We start from the raw sequence: 17,156 nt of genomic DNA, 5'->3' as shown, positions 1-17,156 counted from the left end.
CCAGTTTTTCTCGCAAATTTATATAAATGCGACATACGCTACGAGCCGTCGCCAATTGCATAAAGACCGACACAATCTGGCATAGCGGTTGCTATAGGTAACGAGTACGAGACAGGTGCATTACAAACACCAACTCATCCCACAACAATGTTCCAGGGAGTGGTAATGAACAATCTAAGCCGAAGGCGTTAAGCCACTCGTTTGCACAGGGCCGTTCAACCGGATAGTTCAACTATCGGCTTTTGCTCACCCTTGAAAAAGTTAAACCCGACTTTCGAACATTCCAGCCAATGTTCGAACGGTGCCTTATTGCCCTTCATCCGACCGAGGGAGCTTTAATGAACGATGCGGTAAAGAACAGAACCCTGCCGAGGCCCTTGGACGATGAAGCCGCCGTCCAGGTTGCGCGGGGCCGTCCTTATAAGGGCAATGCATCGCAACCCGGAGGCCTGAGCAAGCGCCAGGTGCTGTTGCTGGTGACGGTCTCGGCCCTGCTCCATGGTGGCGCCTGGTGGTTCTTCCAGCAGACCCGCGCCGCGCCACTGGAAACGCCCCCGGAAATCCCGGAAATGACCGTCGAGCTGAGCAGCCCGACCCCGCCCGCGCCGCCTACCCCGGAACCTCCGCCGCCTCCACCGCCGCCCGAACCCGAGCAACCGGTGGAAGACGAAGACGCGCTCAAGCCACCGCCCAAGCCGGTGGAGAAACCCAAGCCCATCGAAAAGCCCAAGCCGGTGAAAAAGCCCGAGCCGCCGAAAACGCCGGCTCCACCCGCCCCCGCGCCACCGGCCGCGCCCGCGGCGCCCAGCCAGCCGGCCGCCGCTCCTGCCGCGGCCCCCGGGCCGGTCAAGGAATCGGCGGCGGTTTCCGGCCTGGCCAGCCTCGGCAACCCGCCGCCGGAATACCCGTCCCTGGCCCTGCGCCGCAACTGGGAAGGCACCGTGGTGCTGCGCATCAAGGTGCTGCCCAACGGCCGTGCCGGCAGCGTCGAAGTCACCCGTTCCAGCGGCAAGCCGCAACTGGACGAGGCCGCCGTGGCCGCGGTGAAGAACTGGAAATTCATCCCGGCCAAGCGCGGCGACACGCCGATCGAAGGCTTCGCCACCCAGACCATCGATTTCAAATTGCCGCAATGACCGCGGCCTGACCTGAACTCACAACCTGTTTACGCATGCGAGGTGTAGCCATGAACGATTCCCTGACATCCCTGATTGTCCCCGGCGTGCTCTGGGCCCTGGTGCTGTTTTCCGTGGTCAGCTGGGCGCTGCTGCTGGTCAAGTCGGCGCAGTACCTGCGGCAGAAGACCCAGAACCGGCAGTTCAGCAAGGCCTTCTGGAGCGCCCCGGACCTGCTCACCGCCGCCGAGCACGCCAGCCAGTACCCCGGCTCCCTGGCGCGCATCGCCAGCAGCGGCTTCGAGGCCCTGCTGGTGGAAGAGTCGCCGCGCACCACCCAGCAGCTGGCCCACACCATCAACCGCGCCGACCGCCTGGAGCGCAACCTGCGCCAGCAGATCCAGAAGGAGCGCCGAGCCCTCGAAAGCGGCCAGGCGGTGCTCGCCAGTATCGGCAGCACCGCGCCCTTCATCGGCCTGTTCGGTACGGTCTGGGGGATCATGGAGGCCCTGCAGAGCATCGGCGCCAGCGGTTCGGCCAGCCTGGAAACCGTGGCCGGGCCGATCGGCCATGCGTTGATCGCCACCGGCGTGGGCATCGCCGTCGCCGTGCCGGCGGTGCTGATCTACAACTTCTTCCTGCGCCGCCTGAAGCTGGCCTCGGCCAGCATGGACGACTTCGCCCATGACTTCGACGCCCTGGCCCAGCGCAGCGCCTTCGCCATCAGCCGCCAGGCCATCGCCAGCAAGACCGCCCACGCCGTACGGGAGGCCAGCTGATGTCCTTCTCTACTCAAGACAGCGACGAAGTGCTCAGTGAAATGAACGTCACGCCACTGGTGGACGTGATGCTGGTGCTGCTGGTGGTGTTCATCGTCACCGCCCCGCTGATGACCAACGCGATCAAGGTCAACCTGCCGAAGACCGACGCCGTGGCCCCTGCCGAGAAAAAAGACCCGGTGGTGGTCAGCGTCGACCAGGACGGCAAGTTCTACCTGGCCAAGTCCGAAGTGGCCCCCGAGCTGCTGGAAAGCAGCCTCAAGGAGGTCAAGGCCAAGGACAGCGAGGTACGCGTGCAATTGCAGGCCGACGCCGCCGTCAACTACGGCCAGGTGGCCAAGGCCATGGCCTCCATCGAACGTTCGGGAATCACCAGGATATCCGTGATGACCACCCGATGAAGGCAGTGCCTGGCGCCCCCTGAGGGACGCGCCAGGCACTGCCTCGAAAAATCCCGTCGCAATCGGCCGACCGCAAGGCGCCACGCGCCTGCGGAGGGGATCGGCTTGCTTGAAGAAAGTGGTTTTCCGGGGTCGGTACAACCCAGCCGGAGCAATGAGGGCTCACAAGGCCATTTCGATAAACGTCTAAAAAGTCGGAAGTAATCATGCTGATGAACATTCCACGTTTCACGCTCAAGCCACTGGTGACCACGCTGCAACGGCACCGTTTTGTCCCGCTGTACCTGATGGCCATGGGCCTGGGCGCCGGCACCACGCAAGCCGCGGAAGAGGACGCCGACAGCAGCGCCGCCGTCCCGGCCGCCAGTGCCGCGGCCGTGGCGCCCACCACCCAGCTGCAACGGGTCGAAGTGACAGGTTCGGCGATCCGCCGGGTCGATGCCGAAACCGCGGTGCCGATCACCATCCTGCGCGCCGAAGAGTTGCGCAAACAGGGGGTGAGCACCACCGCCGAACTGGTGCAGCGCATCACCGGCAGCCAGTCGATCAACAACAGCGCCGGCTCGGTGGGAGCCGCCACCGGTGGCGCCTCCTTCGCCGACATGCGCGGCATCGGCGCCAACAAGACCCTGGTGCTGCTCAACGGCCGGCGCCTGGCCAACAACGCGTTGTCGGGCACCAACTCGGCCGGCGGCGCGGTGGACCTGAACATGATCCCCTTCGCCGCCATCGACCGGGTCGAAGTGCTGCGCGACGGCGCTTCGGCTCTTTACGGCACCGACGCCATCGGCGGCGTGATCAACTTCATCACCAAGAAATCCCTGACCGACGGCCAACTGACCCTGGGCGGCGAAACCCCGACCCACAGCGGCGGCGGTGCGAGCAAGGACATGAGCGCCAGCTGGGGCTTCGGCGACCTGGAAGAAGACCGCTTCAACGTGCTCGGGGTGTTCAACTACAACAAGCAGCAGAACCTCGATGCCAACGACCGCTCCTTCGCCACCGACTACCGCCCCGGCCGCGGCCTCGACCAGACCTCGGGCACGGCCTTTCCGGGCAACTACACCCAGGGCGACAACGCCACCAACCCGCTGGCCGGCAGCAACTGCAACGGGCCGAACCTGATTGCCCGCCAGGGCCTGTGCCGCTTCAGTACCCGCGAGTACATCGACCTGGTGCCGGAGACCGAAAAAACCTCGTTCTTCGGCAAGAGCACCGCCAAGCTGGCCGACGACCACAACGTCAACCTGGAATACTTCTGGTCGCGCAACAACAACGCTACGGCGGTCGGACCGGCGCCCCTCACCGGCCTGAGCCTGGACTCTTCCTCGCCCTACTACCCGGGCAACGGCATCACCCCGGCGCCGACCGGCTTCAGCCTCGACCCGAGCCAGCCGATCGGCGTGAACTGGCGCGAAACCGCCGCCGGCGCGCGGGAATCCAAGGACCAGAACACCAGCCAGCGCTTCGTCCTGAGTTTCGACGGCCTGGTGGCTGGCTGGGACTACAACCTCGGTGCCTCCTACAACCAGAACAAGGTGGTCTCCAGCGTCACAAACGGCTACGTCAGCGACCGCGCGATGATCGCCGGCCTGGCCAGCGGCCTGCTCAACCCGTTCGGCCCGCAGACCCAGGCCGGCCAGGACTACATCGAGCAGGCGGCCTACCACGGCGCCTACTCCACGGCAGTCGGCCGGGTCGTCGGTTTCGATGGGCGCGTCAGCCGCGAGATCGGCGACTGGTTCGGTGCCGGGCCCTCCGGCCTGGCCCTGGGCGGCGAGTACCGCAAGGAGAAATTCCACCAGGACTACGAAGAGTTCGCCGGTGACATCCAGAGCCTGGGCATCGACCCGTCCGGCAGCGTCGAGGGCGATCGCAGCGTCAAGGCGGCCTACGCCGAACTGAACGTGCCGGTGCTCGACAGCCTGGAATTGTCCGTCGCCATCCGCCACGACAAATACAGCGACTTCGGCAGCACCACCAACCCGAAATACTCGTTCCGCTACCAGCCGCTCAAGGAGCTGGTGGTGCGCGGCGCCTACAGTGAAGGTTTCCGCGCACCGTCGCTGTACGAGCTGTATGCGCCGCGCAGCATCACCTACACCCAGGGCTACTACAACGACCCGGTGCTCTGTACCGGCGGCGTGGTGCAGCCCGGCGGCAACGGCGGGCGTGACTGCGGCCAGCAGTTCCTCAACCAGATCGGCGGCAACACCGACCTGGCCCCGGAAAAGGCCCGCAACGTGACCCTGGGCTTCGTCTATCAGCCGATCCGCGACCTGTCGGTGGGCCTGGACTTCTGGTGGATTCACATCTCCAACCAGATCCAGCCGTTCCCCGAATCCACGGTATTCGACCAGTCCGGCGCCTACGCCGACCGCTTCGTGCGCAACGCCGACGGTTCGTTGAACTACATCGTCACCGGCAACGCCAACCTGGGCATAGTCGAAACCAACGGTGTCGACGTGTCCCTGGACTACCGCTTTCCCAATACCCCCTACGGCCAGTTCGGCCTCGGGCTGCAAGGCACCTACGTCAAGAGCTACGACTTCCAGAGCACCATCAAGGGGCCGTTCACCGACAAGGTCGGCGACTTCGAGGGCGATGGCGTGATCGCCCGCTGGAAACACAACCTCACCGGCACCTGGACCCTGGGCGCCGCGCGGGCCTCGCTGAGCAACCGCTTCACCACCGGCTACAACGACTACGACCGCAGCACCAATGCCCGGGTGGCCTCGTACTCGGTGTGGGACCTGGCGGCCGGCTACACCTTCGACAAGGTGCTGGACGTCGATGCCGGGGTGAAGAACGTCTTCGACCGCGACCCACCGTTCTCCAACCAGGCCTACAACTTCCAGAGCGGCTACGACCCTCGGTACACCGACCCGCTGGGCCGCACCCTGTTCGCGCGCATGACGTACCACTTCTGAGGCACCGCCGGGGCCGCGCAAGACTCCGGCCGGCCCCGGCCGCATTGCGAATTCGCGCCCCATGGCGGCCCGCCGCCGTGGGTCTTTTCGCCCTGCCGACCCAGGCTTTCCGGCATCACGAGGAACCTTTCGATCATGTCTGCACTGACCCGCACCCTGGCTGGGCTGACGCTGGCTGCCGCGCTGCTTGGCGCCGCCGGCGGGGCCCAGGCCGCCGCCCATGGCAGCTATGCCATGACGGTCTATGGCGAACCGCCGAAGTACCCGCCGGGCTTCCAGCACTTCGACTACGTCAACCCCGATGCGCCCAAGGGCGGCTCCCTGAGCCGCGCCTCGATGGAGATCGGCCAGTTCAACTACATCACCCCCTATGCCGACCAGGGCATCGCGGTGGCCCAGGTCAACGACTGGGTGTATTCGCCCCTGGCCTTTCGCTCCCTGGACGAGCCCTACACCGTCTACGGGCTGGTGGCCGAACGCATGGAGCGCGACCCCGACGGCCTGTGGGTGCGCTTCTACCTCGACCCCAGGGCGCGCTTCGCCGATGGCACGCCGATCACCGCGCAAGACGTGCGCTACACCTTCGACCTGCTGCTGAGCAAGGGCAGCCTGAGCTATCGCCAGCTGTACGGCGACGTGCGGGACGTGGTGATCGAAGGTCCCGGGCAGGTGCGCTTCGACTTCAAGAACAACCTCAACCGCACCCTGGCCCTGGACCTGGCGACCCTGCGCGTGCTGCCCGAACACTGGTGGAGGACCCGCGACTTCGCCAACGGCGGCGGTTTCGAGCCGCCCCTGGGCAGCGGGCCATACAAGGTCGGCAAGGTCGATGCCGGGCGCAGCATCAGCTTCGAGCGCGACCCGAACTGGTGGGCCAGGGACCTGCCGGTCAGCCGCGGCCTGTACAACTTCGACCGCCTGACGGTGAATTTCTATGGCGACACCGACGTCGCCCGCCAGTTGCTGCAGGCCGGCGCCTTCGACTACAACCGCGAGTTTTCCTCGTCCGGTTACGTGGTCGGCTACGACAGCCCGGCCCTGCGCGACGGCCGCCTGCAACAGGCGATCCTCGCCCCCGACAAGCCCACCGCCGCCCAGGGCTTTGTGTTCAACCTGCAGCAGCCGGTCTTCCACGACCGCCGGGTGCGCCAGGCGCTGACCCTGCTGTGGGATTTCGAGTGGACCAACAAGCAGATGATGCGCGGCTTCTACGTACGCCAGCAGAGCTACTGGCCGAAAAGCGAGATGGCCGCCACCGCCCTGCCGGACGCCCGCGAACGGGAGATCCTCGAACCCCTGCGCGGACAGATCCCCGACGAAGTCTTCACCCAGGTCTACCGGGCCCCGCAGACCGACGGCAGCGGCCACATCCGCGACAAGCAGCTGCAGGCCCTGCGCCTGCTGGCCGAGGCCGGCTGGACACCCCGCAACAACCGACTGGTGAACGCCGCCGGCGAGCCACTGGAGTTCACCTTTCTCGATGGCCAGGGCGGCTTCGACCGCATGCTGCTGCCGTACAAACGCACCCTGGCGCAGATCGGCATCACCCTCAACCTGCGGCGCATCGATTCGGCGCAGTACATCAACCTGCTCAACGCCCGGGACTACGACATGATCGTCACCAGTTTCCCCCGCAGCGGCGACCCCATCGTCTCCCCGGGTCGCGAGCTGTACAGCCTGTACGGCTCGCAAAGCGCGACCCAGGTCGGTAGCTCCAACTCCATGGTGCTGGCCAACCCGGCGGTGGACCGCCTGATCGATGGCCTGGTCCAGGCCAATAGCCGCGACGAGATGGTGCATTACGCCCGGGCCCTGGACCGGGTGCTGCAATGGGGCCAATACATGATTCCCAATTACTACTCCAAGGGCACGCCCACGGTGTTCCAGAACCGCTTCGGTCGGCCGGCCATCGCGCCGATCTACGACGAGGGCCTCAACACCTGGTGGGAGGTCAGCCCCAAGGCCCTGACCACCCGCCAGATGAGCGCCCTGCGCGGCACCGTGGAGGCGCACTGACATGGGCCGTTACCTGAGTCGTCGCCTGCTGCTGATCATCCCCACCCTGCTGTGCATCCTGGTGGTCAACTTCCTGATCGTCCAGGCCGCGCCCGGCGGCCCGGTGGAACAGGCCATCGCCCGCCTGCAAGGCTTCGGCGGGCATGCCATGGGCGGTGGCGCCGAAGTCGCCGCGGTGGGTGGCGGCGGACGCAGCAGCCGTGGCCTGGACCCGGCGCTGATCGAGGAGATCAAGCACCACTACGGCTTCGACAAGCCGATGCACCAGCGCCTGTGGCTGATGCTGAAGAACTACGCGCAACTGGACTTCGGCAACAGCTTCTTCCGCGGGGCCAAGGTCACCGACCTGATCCTGCAGAAACTGCCGACCTCGCTGTCCCTCGGCCTGTGGGCGACCCTGATCACCTACCTGGTGTCGATTCCCCTGGGAGTGCGCAAGGCGATCCGCAATGGCAGCGCCTTCGATGCCTGGACCAGCAGCGCCATCGTCCTCGGCTACGCCATGCCGGCGTTCCTGTTCGCCATCCTGCTGATCGTGGTGTTCGCCGGCGGCAGCTACCTGGACTGGTTCCCGGTGCAGGGCCTGGTCTCGGACAACTTCGCCAGCCTCGGGCCCCTGGCCAAGGCCGGCGACTACCTGTGGCACCTGGTGCTGCCGGTGTCGGCGCTGGTGATCGGCGGCTTCGCCACCCTGACCCTGCTGACCAAGAACAGCTTCCTCAACGAGATCAGCCGCCAGTACGTGGTCACCGCCCGGGCCAAGGGCCTGAGCGAGCGTCGGGTGCTCTACGGCCATGTGTTTCGCAACGCCATGCTGCTGGTGATCGCCGGCATCCCCACGGCGCTGATCGAGGTGTTCTTCGCCGGCTCGCTGCTGATCGAGACCCTCTTCAACCTCGACGGCCTCGGGCGCATGAGCTACGAGGCCGCGGTGTCGCGGGACTACCCGGTGGTGTTCGGCGCGCTGTTCCTGTTCACCCTGTTCGGCCTGCTGATCAAGCTGATCGGCGACCTGTGCTACAGCCTGGTCGATCCGCGCATCGACTTCTCGGCGAGGACTGCCTGATGTTCACACTCTCTCCCCTGGGCCGTCGTCGCATCGAACACTTCAAGGCCAACCGCCGGGGTCGCTGGTCGCTGTGGCTGTTTATCGGCCTGTGCCTGGTCTGCCTGGGTGGCGAGCTGATCGCCAACGACAAGCCCTTGGTTATCCGCTATCACGGCGCCTGGTATTTCCCGATCCTCAGCGACTACGACGAAACCGAGTTCGGCGGCGAACTGCCGTTCCAGCCCGACTATTCCAGCAGCTACGTACACGAACTGATCGAGGGCCAGGGCGGCTGGATGCTGTTCCCGCCGATCCCCTTCAGCTACGACACGGTCAACTACGACCTCAGCCTGCCGGCCCCCAGCCCGCCCTCGGCGCAGAACTGGCTGGGCACCGACGACCAGGCCCGGGACGTGCTGGCGCGGGTGATCTTCGGCACGCGGGTGTCGATCCTGTTCGCCCTGGCGCTGACCGTCATCAGTGCGCTGATCGGCATCACCGCCGGTGCGTTGCAGGGTTATTACGGCGGCTGGGTCGACCTGTTCGGGCAGCGCCTGCTGGAAATCTGGTCGGGGCTGCCGGTGCTGTACCTGCTGATCATTCTCTCGGGGTTCGTCTCGCCGAGCTTCTGGTGGCTGCTGGGGATCATGGCGCTGTTCTCCTGGCTGGCCCTGGTGGACGTGGTGCGCGCCGAGTTCCTGCGCGGGCGCAACCTGGAGTACGTCAAGGCCGCGCGGGCCCTGGGCCTGAGCGACGGCGAGCTGATGCGCCGGCACATCCTGCCCAACGCCATGACCTCCACCCTGACCTACCTGCCGTTCATTCTCACCGGCGCCATCGCCACCCTCACCGCCCTGGATTTTCTCGGCTTCGGCATGCCCGCCGGCACCGCCTCGCTGGGCGAACTGATCGGCCAGGCCAAGCGCAATCTGCAAGCACCCTGGCTGGGCCTGACGGCGTTTTTCGCCCTGGCGCTGATTCTCTCGTTGCTGGTGTTTATCGGCGAAGCCTGCCGCGACGCCTTCGATCCCCGGAGCTGACATGCACGACAACCTGATTGAAATCCGCAACCTCAAGGTGGCCTTCGCCGGCACCGAAGTGGTCCATGGCCTGGACCTGGATATCCGCCGTGGCGAATGCCTGGCCCTGGTGGGCGAGTCCGGCTCGGGCAAGTCGGTGACCGCCCACTCGATCCTGCGCCTGCTGCCGGCGCAGAAGGTGCAGACCCAGGGCAGCATCCGCTACGCCGGCCTCGACCTGGTGCAGGCCAGCGACGCCCAGTTGCGCACCCTGCGCGGCAACCGCATCGCGATGATCTTCCAGGAACCCATGACCTCGCTGAACCCGCTGCACACGGTGGAGAAACAGATCAGCGAAGTGCTGGACGTGCACAAGGGCCTGCGCGGTCGCGCGGCCCGGGCGCGGACCCTGGAACTGCTGGAGCTGGTGGGCATCCGCGAGCCGCACAAACGCCTCAAGGCCTACCCGCACCAGCTGTCCGGCGGCCAGCGCCAGCGGGTGATGATCGCCATGGCCCTGGCCAACGAGCCGGAGCTGTTGATCGCCGACGAGCCGACCACGGCGCTGGATGTGACGGTGCAGCGCAAGATCCTCGAACTGCTGATCGCGTTGCAGCAACGCCTGGGCATGTCGCTGCTGCTGATCAGCCACGACCTCAACCTGGTGCGGCGCATCGCCCAGCGGGTGTGCGTGATGCGCCAGGGCGAGATCGTCGAGCAGGCCGAGTGCGAAGCACTGTTTCGCGCCCCGCGGCATCCCTACAGCCGCTTGCTGATCGAAGCCGAGCCCAGCGGCGCCCCGGTGCCCAGCGCCTATTCGCACAATCTGCTGGAGGTGGACGAGCTCAAGGTCTGGTTTCCCCTGCCCAAGGGCCTGTTCAGCCGCCAGCGCGACTACATCAAGGCGGTGGACGGCGTCAGCCTGAGCCTGCACCGGGGCAAGACCCTGGGCATCGTCGGCGAGTCCGGCTCGGGCAAGTCCACCCTCGGCCAGGCGATCCTGCGGCTGGTGGAGTCCGAAGGTGGCATCCGCTTCGGCAACAAGGAACTGAGCATCCTCAACCAGCGCCTGATGCGCCCCTTGCGCCGGCAGTTGCAGGTGGTGTTCCAGGATCCGTTCGGCAGCCTCAGCCCGCGCATGTCGGTGCAACAGATCATCGCCGAAGGCCTGCTGACCCACGGTATCGGCACCGCCGAGGAACGCGAGGCGGCGGTGATCCGCGTGCTCGAGGAAGTCGGCCTCGACCCACAGAGCCGCCACCGCTACCCCCACGAATTTTCCGGCGGCCAGCGCCAGCGCATCGCCATCGCCCGCGCCCTGGTGCTGGAGCCGGCGCTGATCCTGCTGGACGAACCCACTTCGGCCCTCGACCGCACCGTACAGAAGCAGGTGGTCCAGCTGCTGCGGGAGTTGCAGGTGCGCCACGGCCTGACCTACCTGTTTATCAGCCACGACCTGGCGGTGGTCCACGCCCTGGCCCACGACCTGATCGTGATCAAGGACGGCAAGGTGGTGGAGCAAGGGCCGTCGCAGGCGATCTTCAGCGCGCCGCAACACCCCTATACCCGGGAGCTGTTGCAGGCTTCGGGGCTGCAATGGAGCCCGCCGCAGGCCTGCGAAGAACCGGCCTGAGGCTCTGTTCCGGGGGTTGGCGCAGCTATCATTGGCGTCGATGGTCACCATCGACCCAATGAAATTCTCAAAAAAAATCCGCCACGTAACATCTGCTCCATACCAACCAAACAACACCCCGGAGCACACCACCATGAAACGCCAAATTCTTCTCAGCATCGCTTTCTCGGTTCTTGCAGCAAACGCTTTTGCCGCGTCCTCGGCCTACCCAGTGGTCGCCGAAGGCGGCTCGGATCGCCTGATTGAAAAACGTGTCGCCGAAGGTGGCGCCGATCGCTTGATCGAACGTCGCGTTGCCGAAGGTGGTTCCGATCGTCTGATCGAACGTCGTGTTGCTGAAGGTGGTTCCGATCGTCTGATCGAACGCCGCGTTGCTGAAGGTGGTTCCGATCGTCTGATCGAGCGTCGCGTTGCCGAGGGTGGTTCCGATCGTCTGATCGAGCGCCGTGTTGCCGAAGGTGGTTCCGATCGTCTGATCGAACGCCGTGTTGCCGAAGGTGGTTCCGATCGTCTGATCGAACGCCGTGTTGCCGAAGGTGGTTCCGACCGTCTGATCGAACGCCGCGTTGCCGAAGGTGGTTCCGACCGTCTGATCGAGCGTCGCGCCGTATGATTGCGTGGTCCGCAGTACTCGAAAAAAAGCCCGGCCTTGTCAGCCGGGCTTTTTTCATTTCAGGGCACTGTCAGTCTCTATCGATCACCATTCCCCTGTAGCCGCTGGCGAAGCCTGCGATCGGTCTGGGCGGCATTCCGACGCAGCGGCCGCAACAATGCAACGTCATACTCCTACCCCCACAGGCGTCTGCTGCGCAGCCGATCGCAGCCTGCGGCAGCGGCTACAACCTCGCCATGCAGCGCTGATACCGCTCGTCCACCCGCTTGGCGAACCAGGCGGTGGTCAGTTTGCGGGTGATCTTCGGGCTCTTCAGCTGGATGCCCGGCAGGATCTGCCGCGGCAAAGCCTTGCCCTCGGCCTGATCGGCCAAGGCGAATACCCGCTTGTACAGCGTGGTGTCCTCGAATTCGAGGCTGTTGCCCTTCTCCAACTGGTTGCGAATGGTCGGGTTGCGCATGTCCAGGGATTTGCCCAGGGCGCGCGCCGCCAGCTCGGTGCTGCCGGGCATGATCGAGTCGTAGCGGATCAGGTCGCCGTCCAGCGCCAGGGAAATCCCCGAGGCCACGCTCAGGGCGTTCTGGAACGCGGCATTGCGGCTGGCGTACCAGCCGGCGTTGAAATCGGCGAAGCGGTACAGCGGCTGCGGGTAATTCACCGGGTAACCGAGCAAGTGGGCGATGCCGAAATACATGCCGCCACGCCGGCTGAACACCTCGCGGCGGATCGAACCGTCCACGCTGTAGGGGTAATTGCGCGCCTGCTGCTCGGCGAAGTCGATGCTGACCTGCATCGGCCCGCCGGTGTGCACCGGGTTGAAACCGCCGAACAGGGTCTTGCCCATGGGCACGCTGCCGATGAAGTCGTCGAAGATCGTGCTCAGCTCCTTCTCCGTGCGCGCCCCGGCCAGGCGCTCGCTGTAGGACTTGCCGTTCGGCGAACGCACCTGCAGCGCCGCGCTGACCAGCATCGACGGCACATGCACCTTGGCCGCGCGGCGGTCGATTTCGCCGCGGGCGATCTTGCCCAGCCCCGGCACCGGCGGGTCGACCTGATAGGTCGACTCCTGCTCGGCCACCGCCAGCACCGCGCAGAGGTTGCTCTTGCTCGGCTCGATGCCCTGGGCGGTAAAGGCCACCTGGATATCCCGGGCCCAGCCCTGGCGATCGGCGACCTTGGCCGGCAGCAGGCGCGCCACCTGGGCCTGGACCTGGGCCGGGCTGGGCGCCGGCGCCTTTGAACCGAACTGGCCGGCACAGCCGGCCAGGGCCAGCAAGGCTGCGACAGCGGCCCAGCGAAGTGAATGCAGAGGTTTTATAGACATGGCTTCCCAGTAATTCCGAAGGTGGCCCGCGCTTGAGGTGCATGCGTCGCCGCGGATATCGACCCTCAAGGCGCCGCGCTGTTCCGTGCCAGAGGCAGGCCATTTGAGCATTCCCCGTGACCGACGGCGAATTTCACCTAATCTGAAACCTCATCGCCCACAGAAAAACAACACAGGGGGCCCATCGTGAGCGTGCAACTCAACCACACCATCGTCTGGTGCCGCGACAAGCAAGGGTCGGCGGATTTTCTCGTGCAGGTGCTCGGCCTGCCGCCGCCTGTGCCCTTCGGCCCGATGCTGGTGGTGCAGCTGGATAACGGCGTGTCCCTGGATTACTACGACAACGACCCGCCCATCGCTTCCCAGCACTACGCCTTTCTGGTCGCCAGCGACGACTTCGAACCGATACTGCAGCGCATTCGCCAGCGCAGCCTGGCGTTCTGGGCCGACCCGGGCAAGCAGCGAGCCAATGAAATCAACCGCCACGAAGGCGGACGCCGGGTGTATTTTGATGACCCCGACGGCCACCTGCTGGAAGTGTTCAGCCAGACCTGAGCCCCCGTTACCTGCCCTGGAGTTCCCTGCGCCATGCTCTCACTGGATTTTCTCATTACCTCGCTGATCGTCGTGCTGATCCCCGGCAGCGGCGTGATCCTGACCATTTCCACGGCGCTGGTGGCCGGCAAGCGCGCCAGCCTGTTCACCGCCATCGGCTGCACCGCGGGGATAGTGCCGCACCTGCTGGCCTCGGTGCTGGGCCTGTCGGCCATCCTGCACACCAGCGCGCTGGCCTTCCAGGGCTTGAAGTTCGCCGGGGTCGCCTACCTGCTGTACCTGGCCTACGCCACCTGGCGCGACCGCTCGGCCTTCGCCGTGGACACCAGCGCTCCTGCCGCCAGCGCCGGCGGCCTGGTGCTCAAGGCCTGCCTGCTGAACATCCTCAACCCCAAGCTGACGATTTTCTTCCTGGCCTTCCTGCCGCAGTTCATCAGCCATGACGGCCCGTCGCCGGCCATGCAGATGCTCGGCCTGAGCGGTGTGTTCATGGCGATGACCTTCGCTGTATTCGTGGTCTACGGCCTGCTGGCCAACCTGTTCCGCAAGGCGGTGATCGAGTCGCCCCAGGTGCAGAACTGGCTGCGCCGCAGCTTTGCCGCGAGCTTCGCCGCCCTGGGCCTGAACCTGGCGTTCGCCCAGCGCTGAAACCTGGTACACGAAACCGGCATGACATTGATCTCTCGACGAGGGCAAGGACATGAACCGCAGCGACGTACTGATCATTGGCGCCGGCCCCACCGGCCTGGTTCTGGCGCTGTGGCTGAGCCGGCAGGGGGTCAAGGTGCGCATCCTCGACCAGACCGCCGGCCCCGGCACCACCTCCCGGGCCCTGGCGGTGCAGGCCCGGACCCTTGAGCTGTACCGCCAGCTGGACCTGACCCAGGCCATCCTCGACCAGGGTCACCGGGTGCCGGCCGCCAACCTCTGGGTCAAGGGCGAACAGGCCGCCCACCTGCCCCTGAGCAGCATCGGCGCCGACCTGACGCCCTACCCCTTCCTGGAAATCTACCCGCAGGACCAGCACGAACAACTGCTGATCGAGCGTCTGCAGCGTTTCGGCGTGACGGTCGAGCGCCAGACCGAACTGCTGGGCTTCATCGACCACGGCCACCTGGTCAGCGCCCAGCTGCGCGGCCCCGACGGCCAGGAGGAAACCTGCCAGGCCTTCTACCTGGCCGGCTGCGACGGCGCCCATTCGACAGTGCGCAAGACCCTGGGCATCGACTTTCCCGGCGGCACCTATCAGCAGGTGTTTTATGTGGCCGATGTCGACGCCCGCGGGCCGGCGCTCAATGGCGAGTTGCACGCGGACCTCGACGAGGCGGACTTCCTCGCGGTCTTTCCGCTGGCCGGCGAAGGCCGGGCACGGCTGATCGGCACGGTGCGCGACGAACGTGCCGAACAGGCGGAAACCCTCAGGTTCGAGGACGTCAGCCGGCGCGCCATGGACAACCTCAAGGTGCAGGTCGACAAGGTCAACTGGTTCTCCACCTACCGCGTGCATCACCGGGTGGCCGAGCGTTTCTTCAGCGGCCGCGCCTTCCTGCTTGGCGATGCCGCCCACGTGCACAGCCCGGCCGGCGGCCAGGGCATGAACACCGGGATCGGCGACGCCATCAACCTGGCCTGGAAACTCGCCGCGGTGCTCAACGGCAAGGCCGAGGAACACCTGCTGGCAACCTACGAGTTCGAACGCATCGAATTCGCCCGGCGCCTGGTGGCCACCACCGACCGGGTGTTCAGTTTCGTCACCGCCGACGGGCCGATCGCCAACCTGCTGCGCACCCGCCTGGCACCGCTGCTGATCCCCAAGGTGACTGCGGTGGAGGCGGCGCGCGAGTTCCTGTTTCGCACGGTGTCGCAGATCACCCTCAACTACCGCGACATGCCCCTGAGCTGTGGCAGCGCCGGCCATGTCCACGGCGGCGACCGCCTGCCCTGGGCCCACGGCGCGGTCACCGACAATTTCGCCAGCCTCGACTACCTGGGGTGGCAGGTGCATGTGTACGGCGTCACCAGCGACGCCCTGCGCGCCTGGTGCGCCGAGCGGCAACTGCCGCTGACGGTGTTCGACTGGGAACCGGCGCACCAGGCCGCTGGCCTGGCGCGCAACGGCTTCTACCTGCTGCGGCCGGACACTTATGTGGCATTGGCGGAAAAATCGGCGGACCCGAAGGTCATGGAACGGTATTTCGAGGAACGCAAGATTACGCTGTGAGGGGGGTGGCGGACGCGATAGTTGTACCGTGTCGGCCGTCATCGCCAGGCTCGCTCCTGCACAGGACAGCGCCGACCCTGTAGGAGCGAGCTTGCTCGCGATAGAGCCCGCGAGGGCTCAGCCGGGATGCGTCAGATTCCGGCGAGCGCCAGGTCCATGGCGAAGTAGGTGAAGATCAGGTCGGCACCGGCGCGCTTGATCGAGCCCAGGCTTTCGCGAACCACCCGCGCTTCGTCGATGGCCCCGGCCAGGGCGCCGAACTTGATCATCGCGTACTCGCCGCTGACCTGGTACGCCGTCACCGGCAGGCGCGAGGCTTCGCGGATGTCGCGGATGATGTCCAGGTAAGCGCCGGCCGGCTTGACCATCAGCGAGTCCGCGCCTTCCTGTTCGTCCAGCAAGGACTCGCGCACCGCTTCGCGGCGGTTCATCGGGTTCATCTGGTAGCTCTTGCGGTCGCCTTTCAAGGCGCTGCCGCCGGCCTCGCGGAACGGCCCGTAGAGCGCCGAGGCGAACTTGGTGGAATAAGCCATGATCGCGGTCTGGCTGAAGCCGGCCTCGTCCAGGGCGCGGCGGATGGCCTGGACCTGCCCGTCCATGGCCGCCGACGGCGCGATCACATCGGCGCCGGCACGGGCCGCGGCCACTGCCTGCTTGCCGAGGTTGACCAGGGTCTGGTCGTTGTCCACTTCATGGCCGTGCAGCACGCCGCAGTGGCCGTGGTCGGTGTACTCGCAAAAGCAGGTGTCGGACATCACGATCATTTCCGGCACCGCGTCCTTGGCGATCCGCGACATGCGCGACACCAGGCCGTTGTCGTTCCAGGTGTCGCTGCCGTTGCTGTCCAGGTGGTGCGACACGCCGAAGGTCATCACCGATTTGATCCCGGCGCGGGCGTAACGCTCGATCTCCCCGGCCAGCTTCGATTCCGGAATGCGCATCACCCCCGGCATGCTCTTGATCGGCACGAAATCGTCGATCTCTTCCTCGACGAAAATCGGCAGCACCAGGTCGTTGAGGGTGAACTCGGTTTCCTGGAACAGGCTGCGCATCTGTTCGCTGCGACGCAGGCGACGGGGACGGGCTTGGGGGAACTGGCTGGACATGGGACTTCCTCAGGGCAGGCCAAGTAAGACGAGACTGGGCGCGAAAAGACCGCAGCCAAAAGAAGCGAAGCTTATGCCCCAAGCCCCGACCGGCACAAACACCGCGTCGCCAAAACTGTGTTTGCGCTTTGGTAACAATGCCGTGAAAGCAGGGAGTTACGCCTGTCAGACAAATGCTCCACGGCGAAACTGTCGCGTCGATTTTCGATCTAAATAAGACACGCAGAGCTGCGCAGGCCGGCCTTGAAGGCCAGTGCCTGCGGCACTTGCTCGCCGCGTGTGCAGGACCTTGCGCCCGATAGAAGCGGGCCCGGGCGAATCATCTGCCGGGGACGACATCGAGGATTCCAGTCGAGCTCCCTGGCAGCACGTTCGCGCGATGGCTGTCGCGGGCAC

At 65.8% G+C, this 17,156-nt stretch carries 14 protein-coding genes; 12 read left to right on the top strand and 2 right to left on the bottom strand.

All coding sequences use genetic code 11. The features are described from left to right. The first annotated feature begins 338 nt into the window (after positions 1 to 338). The 9 genes from CRO75_RS15675 (at position 339) to CRO75_RS15635 (ending at position 11,554) form a co-directional block, all read left to right on the top strand. Positions 339 to 1,136: an energy transducer TonB gene (locus tag CRO75_RS15675; RefSeq protein ID WP_097136619.1), complete on the top strand. Its 798-nt coding sequence runs from the start codon at positions 339 to 341 to the stop codon at positions 1,134 to 1,136. A 50-nt stretch (positions 1,137 to 1,186) separates the two neighbouring features. Next, on the top strand, positions 1,187 to 1,894 hold the full coding sequence (locus CRO75_RS15670; protein ID WP_009048248.1) for a MotA/TolQ/ExbB proton channel family protein: 708 nt from the start codon (positions 1,187 to 1,189) through the stop codon (positions 1,892 to 1,894). Beyond that, positions 1,894 to 2,295 (top strand): biopolymer transporter ExbD, encoded by a 402-nt coding sequence (locus tag CRO75_RS15665; RefSeq protein ID WP_009043172.1) that lies wholly within the window; start codon positions 1,894 to 1,896, stop codon positions 2,293 to 2,295. Before CRO75_RS15670 ends, CRO75_RS15665 begins: the two co-directional genes overlap by 1 nt. A 206-nt stretch (positions 2,296 to 2,501) precedes the next feature. After that, on the top strand, positions 2,502 to 5,225 hold the full coding sequence (locus CRO75_RS15660) for a TonB-dependent receptor (protein WP_177409753.1): 2,724 nt from the start codon (positions 2,502 to 2,504) through the stop codon (positions 5,223 to 5,225). A gap of 135 nt (positions 5,226 to 5,360) precedes the next feature. After that, positions 5,361 to 7,241, top strand: coding sequence for an extracellular solute-binding protein (locus CRO75_RS15655; protein ID WP_097136616.1), 1,881 nt, complete (start codon positions 5,361 to 5,363; stop codon positions 7,239 to 7,241). Between the two features lies 1 nt (position 7,242). Further along, positions 7,243 to 8,307: a microcin C ABC transporter permease YejB gene (yejB, locus tag CRO75_RS15650; RefSeq protein ID WP_097136615.1), complete on the top strand. Its 1,065-nt coding sequence runs from the start codon at positions 7,243 to 7,245 to the stop codon at positions 8,305 to 8,307. Then, positions 8,307 to 9,329 (top strand): ABC transporter permease, encoded by a 1,023-nt coding sequence (locus CRO75_RS15645; RefSeq protein WP_009043168.1) that lies wholly within the window; start codon positions 8,307 to 8,309, stop codon positions 9,327 to 9,329. Before yejB ends, CRO75_RS15645 begins: the two co-directional genes overlap by 1 nt. Before the next feature lies 1 nt (position 9,330). Continuing rightward, positions 9,331 to 10,941, top strand: a complete 1,611-nt coding sequence (locus tag CRO75_RS15640) for an ABC transporter ATP-binding protein (protein ID WP_097136612.1) — start codon at positions 9,331 to 9,333, stop codon at positions 10,939 to 10,941. Positions 10,942 to 11,074: 133 nt separating this feature from the next. Beyond that, on the top strand, positions 11,075 to 11,554 hold the full coding sequence (locus CRO75_RS15635; protein WP_097136611.1) for a phage infection protein: 480 nt from the start codon (positions 11,075 to 11,077) through the stop codon (positions 11,552 to 11,554). 223 nt (positions 11,555 to 11,777) lie between these two features. Here CRO75_RS15635 and CRO75_RS15630 read toward each other — a convergent pair whose 3' ends face one another. After that, on the bottom strand, positions 11,778 to 12,878 hold the full coding sequence (locus tag CRO75_RS15630; RefSeq protein WP_097136609.1) for a DUF1615 domain-containing protein: 1,101 nt from the start codon (positions 12,876 to 12,878) through the stop codon (positions 11,778 to 11,780). A gap of 186 nt (positions 12,879 to 13,064) precedes the next feature. On the opposite strand from CRO75_RS15630, the gene CRO75_RS15625 reads away from it, so the two are divergent. From CRO75_RS15625 to CRO75_RS15615, 3 genes are read left to right on the top strand one after another with little or no spacing between them, the layout of a single operon-like run. Next, positions 13,065 to 13,433, top strand: a complete 369-nt coding sequence (locus CRO75_RS15625; RefSeq protein ID WP_097136607.1) for a VOC family protein — start codon at positions 13,065 to 13,067, stop codon at positions 13,431 to 13,433. A 33-nt stretch (positions 13,434 to 13,466) separates the two neighbouring features. Next, positions 13,467 to 14,081, top strand: coding sequence for a LysE family translocator (locus CRO75_RS15620; RefSeq protein ID WP_063429573.1), 615 nt, complete (start codon positions 13,467 to 13,469; stop codon positions 14,079 to 14,081). Between the two features lie 52 nt (positions 14,082 to 14,133). Continuing rightward, entirely contained in the window at positions 14,134 to 15,654 is a 1,521-nt protein-coding gene (locus CRO75_RS15615; RefSeq protein ID WP_097136604.1) for an FAD-dependent oxidoreductase, read from the top strand. A gap of 131 nt (positions 15,655 to 15,785) precedes the next feature. Here CRO75_RS15615 and hemB read toward each other — a convergent pair whose 3' ends face one another. Then, complete coding sequence (gene hemB / locus CRO75_RS15610; protein WP_009043161.1) at positions 15,786 to 16,760, bottom strand: porphobilinogen synthase; 975 nt, start codon at positions 16,758 to 16,760, stop codon at positions 15,786 to 15,788. Positions 16,761 to 17,156: the final 396 nt, after the last annotated feature.

It is taken from the genome of Pseudomonas sp. LAMO17WK12:I10, assembly GCF_900215185.1.
Lineage (GTDB): Bacteria > Pseudomonadota > Gammaproteobacteria > Pseudomonadales > Pseudomonadaceae > Aquipseudomonas > Aquipseudomonas chlororaphis.
This window is presented reverse-complemented; position numbering and strand designations above follow the sequence as displayed.

Coding starts and splice junctions, on each gene's coding strand:
- CRO75_RS15675 (WP_097136619.1), top strand. CDS start 339: ATGAACGATGCGGTAAAGAACAGAACCCTGCCGAGGCCCTTGGACGAT.
- CRO75_RS15670 (WP_009048248.1), top strand. CDS start 1,187: ATGAACGATTCCCTGACATCCCTGATTGTCCCCGGCGTGCTCTGGGCC.
- CRO75_RS15665 (WP_009043172.1), top strand. CDS start 1,894: ATGTCCTTCTCTACTCAAGACAGCGACGAAGTGCTCAGTGAAATGAAC.
- CRO75_RS15660 (WP_177409753.1), top strand. CDS start 2,502: ATGCTGATGAACATTCCACGTTTCACGCTCAAGCCACTGGTGACCACG.
- CRO75_RS15655 (WP_097136616.1), top strand. CDS start 5,361: ATGTCTGCACTGACCCGCACCCTGGCTGGGCTGACGCTGGCTGCCGCG.
- yejB (WP_097136615.1), top strand. CDS start 7,243: ATGGGCCGTTACCTGAGTCGTCGCCTGCTGCTGATCATCCCCACCCTG.
- CRO75_RS15645 (WP_009043168.1), top strand. CDS start 8,307: ATGTTCACACTCTCTCCCCTGGGCCGTCGTCGCATCGAACACTTCAAG.
- CRO75_RS15640 (WP_097136612.1), top strand. CDS start 9,331: ATGCACGACAACCTGATTGAAATCCGCAACCTCAAGGTGGCCTTCGCC.
- CRO75_RS15635 (WP_097136611.1), top strand. CDS start 11,075: ATGAAACGCCAAATTCTTCTCAGCATCGCTTTCTCGGTTCTTGCAGCA.
- CRO75_RS15630 (WP_097136609.1), bottom strand. CDS start 12,878: ATGTCTATAAAACCTCTGCATTCACTTCGCTGGGCCGCTGTCGCAGCC.
- CRO75_RS15620 (WP_063429573.1), top strand. CDS start 13,467: ATGCTCTCACTGGATTTTCTCATTACCTCGCTGATCGTCGTGCTGATC.
- CRO75_RS15615 (WP_097136604.1), top strand. CDS start 14,134: ATGAACCGCAGCGACGTACTGATCATTGGCGCCGGCCCCACCGGCCTG.
- hemB (WP_009043161.1), bottom strand. CDS start 16,760: ATGTCCAGCCAGTTCCCCCAAGCCCGTCCCCGTCGCCTGCGTCGCAGC.